This window comes from Moorena sp. SIO2C4 (assembly GCF_010672485.1).
GTDB classification, from domain to species: domain Bacteria; phylum Cyanobacteriota; class Cyanobacteriia; order Cyanobacteriales; family Coleofasciculaceae; genus Moorena; species Moorena producens.
The window spans coordinates 1-9,029 of sequence record NZ_JAAHGN010000197.1 but is presented as its reverse complement, the minus strand read 5'-3'; the positions used below and the strand labels follow the sequence as shown (position 1 = coordinate 9,029).

Below are 9,029 nucleotides of genomic sequence, written 5' to 3'. Positions count from 1 at the left end.
ATGATCTGCCAACGCTTACGGGGTTTGAGGACGCTTAACCCAACAAAATACCCGAAGTATCCACTATAAGCCATGTGTCCTGCCACTGAGCCAAGAACCCGAGGAATCAGCAACTGCAATCCTAACAGGTCACCCTCCAATTCAGTAGTTGGCAGTATCACACCCTCTATAATATTCGGCACATATTGCCCTAAGGTTTCTACCAAGGTAAATCCCACCCCCGATGCTGTCCCCAATAAAATTCCATCGAGGGGTTCCCAGACACCAATTCTTTCTCGCCAAGGGGTACGCAGGAAATGTCCCAAAGCATATAGTCCCAGCATAGGTATAGCCTTGAGCAACTCTTCCATTAACCCAGCACCAAAAAACATCCGGATGAATAAAGTAGTCAAGTTGACAACTTCACCTAGTTGTGGTATGTCGCCAGGTAAAATTCCCCGAAAAATTTTGATAAATAGGGGCAGCAGCGGGCTGACCAAAATTAAACTGGTGGATAGAGTACTACCCAGCAGAACCCACCAAGGTTTAGGTTTGCCACAAAGTTGGTAAACAAAGTAATAGGCTAATCCTGCCAAGTAGGCAGCTAGCAAAAGATTAAAAACTACTGGTTGACCAACTGCAGCAAACATTGATACCACAAAGAGTACAGTCACGATACCAGGAGCCAAAAAAGCTTTTTGATTTAAATCCCGTCCTGTTGAAAAGATGGGAAACAGTTGGGTAAAGGTGACATAATCGGTCTGAGGCTTTGGTATCTTGCTAATCGGTTTTAGGGGTTTTTCTATGGCAATAGTTTGGGATGGGATAGATGGTAAATTAAGGGATGTCGTTACCTCGCACTCAAAGATGAATTTTGGACCATCGTGACCCAACTCAATCCGATCCCCGGAGTGCAATTGCTGACAACCCTGCAAATATTCGCCATTCACATAGGTACCATTCACACTATCAAGGTCACAAATTTCCCAGCGGGGACAGCCATTTTTTAGAGGGGTCAGAGGGCTAATTACCGCATGACGGCGCGATACGCTGACGTAGCGATAGGGATCTAAGGAAATTTTACAGTTAGGGTCACGTCCAATGACGTTATCCTCTAATTCAGAAAGGGGTAGTAGGGCGAGTATCTCTTTGTTATCGCTAGTGGAAAGCTGGCGCAGAAATCCACTGTAAACTTGACCAGTCATTGCTACTTTGGTCGTTATTGGTTATTCATACTCCCCATGCTAATCCGGCAGGGGATTCTAGTTTCAAGAACGTTTCTTTGGTTTGCAGATCTCTCGATCAACACAGATAGAAGAAACATCGACCCTCCTGTCTTGATGGAGAGCGCGAGTGGGGGTTTTCCCCAAGACCGCGCTGCATCGCTCGCATACTTCCCAAATGCCCAACAGTCCCCTTAGCAGAGGCTTTGGATTACTTTGGCTGCATTAACATCACCAGCATAGTAATCAGTTGTCCAACGTTTTTGTATATCCTTGGATCCTAATCATCCACCGTTTTCAATGGTTTCTAGCAAAGGAATTGCACCACCAAACGAATTGCACTACTATATTTTAATAATGTCCTTAGCCCTTTATATTCGCTCTGGCATCAAGCACCGCTAGGTAGAAAGAGAGACCACCGATAGGAATACTAGCAGCGAGGATAATTCCAGTCACCAAATTCCCTAACTCGGGGTCACCATAGGAAAGTTCAAAAATTGAACCCACAGCCGCAATCCCAGCAACACAGGCAATCATCAAAAACAGAGCACTTTTTGGGGTCATCATAAGCTTTTTTGTGAAATATTATTATCAGAAATCATAAGATTGAAATTAGCTGTGGGGCAATCAATTAAACCTAACCGCTAAGTAATAGGTCATATCTAGCCCGTTTTACTATTTATGATGCTTGGGTGTTAGTTAATTTAAAATTCAATATTAACAATTCCCAATTTTTAATTTATACCCATTAGATAAACCCTATTATAAGTGATTAACCGCACTTCAGATCAAATTTATAAGAGCAGTCACAGTTCAGTAAGTTGTAGAAGGTTAAGGGAGTAGAAAGATTACTGTGACTATAGCCATCGTAATTGAAAAGTTAACAAGAACAGGTCGTTATAGTCTTTCCCATCACCCCATCACCACCTCACCAGAGGTTTCACAAATAAACTCAGATTGGTATAGTTATTTAATTGGTTTCACCGCTTGGGGTGAGAACCCGTGCTTATTCAATTCTTCAGTCAAGGCTAGACCATTTTGCACCCGATCAACAAACATCACTCCTTTAAGGTGGTCTATCTCATGCTGAATGACGCGAGATAGTAATCCATTCGCCTTTAAGGTTCTAGGGCGTCCGTTTTGATCCTTGTAAGCTACTTCAATTTCGTCTGGACGGGTGACATCTAAATATACACCGGGAATGCTCAAACAACCTTCCTGGCCATCACACGGGGTGCTACCAAAACTCTTGATTTCTGGGTTAATTAACACCAGTGGTTGGTTATCTTGGTTATTAGGTTCACAGTCAACCACAATCATTTGCTTATTAATCCCGACCTGAGGGGCTGCCAAACCGATACCATCTGCACTGTACATGGTTTGCAGCATTTGCTCAGCTAATTTCCGGATGTTCTGGTCTACTTTAGCAACCCGCTTAGCAGGCTGACGCAGGACGCGATCGCCTAGATAATGAATTGTTAATGGTGGATTCTCTAATTTTTTCTTTTCAACGATAAGTTCAGCAGTCATGGGGTTATCGACTTGTGAGTCAGGGTATGCTTAGGGTTAGACGCTTAGCTGCTAAAGGATTAGAACACTCAACATACACATTCTTCAACAGAGTGCCTAAGACAGAGTGCCTAAGTTGGTCTATTATTATAGTCTTGCCTCGCTTTCTTAGTTTATCATGCCCCACGCCCCAAGAGCCTTCGCGCTGCGGTGCGACAAGGCGCTGCCTGAACCTCCTCAAGGGAACGCGCACCAAGAGAGGGGATGGGGACTGCGCCCCAATGATTTCATTGATTATCCCTGGTCGCCCATAGGTGGGAATTATTTCAGAATCGTACGTTTCTTGTGATTTATTGCTATCCCAAAATTCTTTTACAGCTTTTGATTTTCCTGGAAACTAGCAGCTCTATCGGTTAGAACCCAACAGTAACACCAAGTCAGGGACGGATGTTTAAATTTCTCACTCAACTGGACTACCTGCTGCGGGAAACTTTCTTAGGTCTACAACGTGGCGGCTGGAGCAACTGGGCGGCAGTTAGCACAGTCACTGTCCTATTGTTTCTGTTTGGTATAAGCTGGCAAGCCTCCTGGCAGTTAGGTGGGCTACTCAATCAGTTGGGGAGTCAACTAGAAGTGGCTGTTTATCTCGAACCAGGGGCTGAGGCAGAAATGGTCTTACCAGCAGTTGAGAAATTGCCCAAGGTGATGGCGGTTCAAACTATTTCCAAAGAAAAAGCTTGGGCATCCTTGGTTGAGGAACTGGGAATTTCGGACATTGCTGCTGCTACGGAACAGTTGGAAGGGAATCCCCTAGTGGATGAACTGAAGGTAAAGGTAAGCAAACCAAAGGATGTGCTAATTCTTGCCCAGCAGTTGTCACAGTTGCCAGGAATAGATCAGGTGCAGTATATGGATCAGACTCTCAAACAAATGCGACAGCTTCATCATGGTTTAGGCTGGGTGAGTCTGATCATTACTACCATTCTCAGTCTGACGGCAGTGGCAGTTGTTACCACCACAATGCGCCTGATTGTGATCGCAAGACGCCAGGAAATTGAGATTATGCAGCTAGTTGGGGCAACCAGATCCTGGATTTATCTGCCATTCATGTTGCAAGGAATTACTTTTGGTGTAGCTGGGGCAGCCCTAGCCTGGGTTTTGTTGATCGGTCTGCGGCAATTTCTGACTAATCTGCTCGCGACTGGACCTGATTTTATCGAATTTATCGCTACAGTGGTGCCACCTGACCCACTTAAAATTGTGGTGTTACCCTTACTGCTGTTGATTCTCGGGGGTTCAGTGGGTTTGCTCGGTAGCTGCTTAGCTGTTAGTCTCGAAAGCATCGCTATCGGAAAATGAGGTTACCAAAATTTGGTCTAATTCTGGTATTTTGTCAGTGGTTAGTGTCATGGCAAGTGGTTAGACCAACAGAGCAATGATGGAATGGAGGTTGGTAGACAGACTCATGACCCACGACTAACAACTAATGATACTAATGACTAAGAGCTAATCACTAAGGACTACTTATGCGATCGCAATGGGAATGTTTTTTGCAAAATCAAGGGAGTTGGCATGGTTCCTTTACCACATTCTCACCAAAAGGGCAACAGTTAAAAGATATTCCCTCTGTGCTCACTATAGAAGGACTCGACGATAACCACAAAATTCGTTTGACTCTTCGCTATCTGCCACCTGAACAAGCTATATTCAACCGAGTTCTGGAATACACCCATGTAGATCGCTATCTTATGTTCTTTGACACTGGTGCATTTTCCCAAGGCGCACTACAGTGGGGTCCTTATTCCGAATTTGGGGCAGAATTTGGCTTGATTGAGGGTAACCGTCGTCTGCGGATGGTCCAACTGTATAACAGGCAGAGTCAGCTGAAGCAGTTGACCTTAATTCGAGAAAAACTGGCGGGTACGGATACACCAGAACGTCCACCATTAACCTTGGAACAGTTGCTCGGAGAGTGGCGTGGAGAGGCAGTAACCCTTTATTCTGATTTGCGATCGCCTAACATCTATCCTACTCACCTTAAACTTCAGCATCATGAAAGTAACCGCTTAGTACAACAACTCACATTTGGCACAGGAGAATCATTACGTACCATCACCTCTAGCGCTAAGATTGATGGGTCAATTCTGTATTTTGACGGCGGTGCGACCCCGGTCGGGTTTCCCGACCTAGGGAACGCGCACCAAGAGAAGGGTGCTGTTTCTACTCAAGTTTTATTATTGCCCGATGGGGCATCATCTACTTGTCCAATAACGGTTAAGCCAGGTCATTCTTTCTTCCTAGAAGTAGGTTGGTTGTGGCAAACTAACCAACGTCAGCGGCTGATTCGCTCTTTTAACGATAAAGGGCAATGGGTTAGTCTTACTTTGGTAAGAGAGCACAAAGTATCTTCTGGGCATTATATAAAAGAATAAAAGATGAAGTATCAAGCATGAAGTATCAAGGATAAAGTATCAAGCATGAAGTAGGTGGGCTTTTTGACAACCCAGTCAACCTGAAGAGATATTATCTATAGCGTTTTTAAACGATATGTGAAATTACGATTGATGGATAAAGGTAACTTCGGATCAGTAGGAAAGAAATACAAGTATTTTTTGATGTTATGAGCAATCAAAATTTGGTTTCATGTTCTATTTGGAAATGCTATGTAGCATTTTGATTTTAGATGTAAACATAGCGGTGCGACCCAAGGGGGATGGGAGCAGGTCAAATTTGCCGAACAAATGAACTACTTGACAAAACACCAAAAATTCTGTTATTGAGCCGGTCTTAGTTGCAGAACAGATCAACTATGTACCATTAGAGCTTGGCTTTTACCCGGGGGCTATAGTAATGGTAAAAATATTCGGCATTTCTGACATGCTCCCCCTATTACCTATTACCCATTACCTATTACCCATTACCTATTACCCATTACCCAGATAAGCGTACAAATGTTAGGCATTTGTGACATGCTCCCAAGGGGGATTTACTCGCCCTAGGAGGCGCGCAGGGTGGATTAATCTAAAAAAGCTATAGCGCTATTCCCTATTCCACCTGAACCAGCGCTATAGCTTTTTTAACCAGTTAACTGGCATAAGGTTGCGCATTTTTATCGTTTCTATTCCACAGCGGTAACTAGCAACTTACGTTAAATTTGTAAAATTTTGTATCAAAATTCAACATTCTGGATAAAATCCAAAATAACAGTGGTATAATATCTTGAAATTTCAGTCACATCCAAAAAACTTGTTCAAATTTGCCCCATATCGAATATGGATTGGTAAAGATGACCTATAAAGGTAGCTTAGAGATTCTCAAAGAGACTAGTCGGACTTTTTATATTCCAATTAGTACTCTCCCCAAAGACCTTCAAGAAGCTGTCGCTTCTGCCTACTTATGCATGCGTGCAATTGATGAAATTGAAGATCATCCTCAACTTGGTAAGTCTACCAAAGCAGCGCTGTTAAGAACAATTAGCTTAAACCTACAAACAATGGGCGACAGCTATACTGCTAGTTCTACTACTGATGAACTTCTTGCAGTTTTAAGTAAATACGAAACACTTCCAGAGGTAACAACTCGTATTGGTGAATGGGCAATTCTAGCACCAGAAACCATTGCACCTCGAATTTGGGAAGCAACTTCAGCAATGGCAGATAGAATGGCTTACTGGGTTGAGTGCGGTTGGAAGATTCGTACAGAGGGTGATTTGAATGGCTATACTTTCAGCGTTGCTGGTTCTGTAGGATTATTACTTTCTGATTTGTGGGCTTGGTATGATGGAACCCAAACAAATCGTCACCAGGCAATTGGTTTTGGTCGAGGCTTACAGGCAGTTAACATTCTACGTAATCGAACTGATGATTTGACACGTCACGTGGATTTCTTTCCTCAGGGATGGAGTTCAGAAACTATGCAAAGGTATGCCCGTATAAATCTTTCTTTAGCTGATGCCTATACTAACGATCTTCCCAAAGGTCCAGCTAGAAATTTTTGTCAAATTCCTCTTGCTTTGGCTCATGCAACACTTGATGTTTTAGCTCTCGGACAAGCTAAACTGAGTCGTGAGGCAGTGATTGGTATTGTTGATAAGTTGAGTGCGAGGTAGTGCTAAATCGTAATGTTCAGGACGAAAGCATTGCATTGTTGTGATGCACAAAATACCAAACTTCTTCAATAGACATCTGGAGGAAAGTGCTAAAACACTATTGAAAATTGCTTTGAGCAAGAATAAGCCAATCGGTGAAAAGTCGATCGTATCTAAGGAAAGATATGGTGTTGAGTTATTTACTGTTGATAAACCTCCAAAATTACAGCTTTGTATCTATTAATTTAAGAAAGGTTGACTTTATTAAATTACTCTAAAGAGTTTGACTCTAGTAATTAGATGTTCAACACTAATTTGTTGAGTTGGTAACCGTCAATTACCCATGACCAATTACCGATTACCTGAGAAGGTAATGATAATTAGTCAACTGTATTTGGGATGATATTTCTTTACTTTCAGCGACTTTGCAATAAAACTTATTATAAGTTAACTATAAGTATCACCAGAGTAGACAAATCTTTACCATAAGAACTACCCAGAATTTGTTATCCGGAATACACTTAACTCAGATTGAAGTATAAATCTAGAGGCTTTAAAAAGCCTGAGTCGATAGTAAAGAGGTAAGACCTATGGATAGCGAACTGAGCCAAGTTCTATTACTGGTGTTGATTTTTTCTATTTCCTGTATGATTTTGTCTCCGGTGTTATGGTGGATTCTGCCAGACAGAAGCATCAATAACGCCTAACCAGACTTTGCCAAAACCAAGCCAGTAAGCAGGTTTAGATGACATCAGTCTCAATAGCATGTATTATGAACCCACCCCTGCTTGGTGGGTTCACTAGAAAAAAAACTGGTCTGATACCTCACCCCTTGTAGGCAATTTGTGAGTCAATTTTTATACAAAATATTTTTTGCATCTCCTGCCCTTGGGTCAAACTTTTTGTAAAATTTCGTTAAGACCCGCAACGAATCTTTCAATACCCTCTGCTACAGTTTCTTTTTGCAAAGCACCATAAGCAAGCCTGAGGTAACACCCGTCCTCAATACCAAAGGCGCTACCTGGCATCACAGCTGCCCGATGTTCCCGAATCAGTCTCTCTACCAACTCAAAAGCATCCAACTGAGTATCCACTTTTAGGAAAACATAGAACGCTCCATCCGCAGAACCAATGGTACACAAACCCTCTAGACGTTTCAGGGAGTTCAATACCACCTGTCGTACAGACGCGATCGCATTAATATGAGGTTGACAGTAATCTTTTCGAGTATTCAATGCCCCTAAAGCCGCATACTGAGAAATGACTGGGGGACAAATTAGGATTGTATCCTGAACCTTTTGAATTGCTTCAAACAAGTGTTCTGGAATAATCATGTAGCCAATCCGCCAACTGGCAAAACCGTAGGCTTTGGAGAGGCTGTAGAGAGAAATAGTGTGTTGACTACTTTCGGGAAAGGCACCAGGGGAAAAGTGTTTCACCCCGTTGTAAGTAAAGTACTCATAAGCTTCATCACTGATGTGGTAAATTCCGTGATCCCCACAGAGTTGATTTACCTGACGCAATGCCTCTTCGGAATATACCGCCCCAGTAGGATTATTAGGTGATATGGTAACTACTGCCTTGGTTCTGTCGGTAATAGCCTGTGCGATCGCGGACGGACGTAGCTGGTAATTTTCATCGGTTGCCACCAGCACTGGATGACAGCTAGCCATCTGAATCGCCATTTCGTGGTTGAAATAGTAAGGCGTTTGAAGAATAATCTCGTCCCCAGGAGTGGTAATTGCTAGAATCGCGTTCATGAACGCCATGTTGCTTCCTGCGGTGACAACGATGCGGTTGGCGGAGTTGATCTCAATGTCGTTATCACTTTGCAGTTTTGCCTCAATTGCCTCTCGCAAGGCCGCAATTCCATGTACGGGTTTGTACTTATGATTGTCTGGTAAGCTGTAGAATTCACGCAACATTGCCATTGCCTCTGGGGGGGGATCATAATAGACCACCCCCTGTCCTAAGGATATGGTCTCAGGATATTTACGGATCAGTTCCGCAACCATCGGAATGACTGGCAACTGCACCGCCTGCATGCGGGAGCTTAGGTTTTTCATAGTTTCTTTTTGTTTTTGAGTGAACGCACCCGTGGTTTATACTAGCTAATCTCAGCAGTTAATCGAGATAAAAACAACTGAATTTTTTGATTGGTTTAGTTCAGTATTGTATTGCTATCCTTAAAGGCAGGGTAAACGCATCTAACTTAAGCAAGTTTTATAAAA

7 protein-coding genes are annotated in these 9,029 nt (G+C 42.9%); 3 read left to right on the top strand and 4 right to left on the bottom strand.

Annotated elements, in window-relative coordinates; genetic code table 11:
- The 3 genes from F6K20_RS13005 to def form a co-directional block, all read right to left on the bottom strand.
- On the bottom strand, positions 1–1,184 hold a 1,184-nt coding region (locus F6K20_RS13005; RefSeq protein ID WP_287294922.1), incomplete at its 3' end, for a PrsW family glutamic-type intramembrane protease.
- A gap of 381 nt (positions 1,185–1,565) precedes the next feature.
- Positions 1,566–1,766 (bottom strand): hypothetical protein, encoded by a 201-nt coding sequence (locus tag F6K20_RS13000; RefSeq protein ID WP_008187430.1) that lies wholly within the window; start codon positions 1,764–1,766, stop codon positions 1,566–1,568.
- Between the two features lie 402 nt (positions 1,767–2,168).
- On the bottom strand, positions 2,169–2,732 hold the full coding sequence (def, locus tag F6K20_RS12995; protein WP_008187427.1) for a peptide deformylase: 564 nt from the start codon (positions 2,730–2,732) through the stop codon (positions 2,169–2,171).
- Positions 2,733–3,158: 426 nt separating this feature from the next.
- On the opposite strand from def, the gene F6K20_RS12990 reads away from it, so the two are divergent.
- The 3 genes from F6K20_RS12990 to F6K20_RS12980 all read left to right on the top strand — a co-directional run bounded on the left by F6K20_RS12990 (position 3,159) and on the right by F6K20_RS12980 (position 6,819).
- Positions 3,159–4,070: a cell division protein FtsX gene (locus tag F6K20_RS12990; RefSeq protein WP_008187425.1), complete on the top strand. Its 912-nt coding sequence runs from the start codon at positions 3,159–3,161 to the stop codon at positions 4,068–4,070.
- 167 nt (positions 4,071–4,237) lie between these two features.
- Entirely contained in the window at positions 4,238–5,143 is a 906-nt protein-coding gene (locus tag F6K20_RS12985) for a DUF3598 family protein (protein ID WP_287294920.1), read from the top strand.
- 854 nt (positions 5,144–5,997) lie between these two features.
- Entirely contained in the window at positions 5,998–6,819 is an 822-nt protein-coding gene (locus F6K20_RS12980; protein ID WP_008187421.1) for a squalene/phytoene synthase family protein, read from the top strand.
- Positions 6,820–7,691: 872 nt separating this feature from the next.
- Here F6K20_RS12980 and F6K20_RS12975 read toward each other — a convergent pair.
- Entirely contained in the window at positions 7,692–8,864 is a 1,173-nt protein-coding gene (locus tag F6K20_RS12975) for a pyridoxal phosphate-dependent aminotransferase (protein WP_008187419.1), read from the bottom strand.
- Positions 8,865–9,029: the final 165 nt, after the last annotated feature.

Excerpts from the sequence above, each read along its gene's own strand:
- F6K20_RS13000 (WP_008187430.1), bottom strand. The coding sequence starts at position 1,766 with ATGACCCCAAAAAGTGCTCTGTTTTTGATGATTGCCTGTGTTGCTGGG.
- def (WP_008187427.1), bottom strand. The coding sequence starts at position 2,732 with ATGACTGCTGAACTTATCGTTGAAAAGAAAAAATTAGAGAATCCACCA.
- F6K20_RS12990 (WP_008187425.1), top strand. The coding sequence starts at position 3,159 with ATGTTTAAATTTCTCACTCAACTGGACTACCTGCTGCGGGAAACTTTC.
- F6K20_RS12985 (WP_287294920.1), top strand. The coding sequence starts at position 4,238 with ATGCGATCGCAATGGGAATGTTTTTTGCAAAATCAAGGGAGTTGGCAT.
- F6K20_RS12980 (WP_008187421.1), top strand. The coding sequence starts at position 5,998 with ATGACCTATAAAGGTAGCTTAGAGATTCTCAAAGAGACTAGTCGGACT.
- F6K20_RS12975 (WP_008187419.1), bottom strand. The coding sequence starts at position 8,864 with ATGAAAAACCTAAGCTCCCGCATGCAGGCGGTGCAGTTGCCAGTCATT.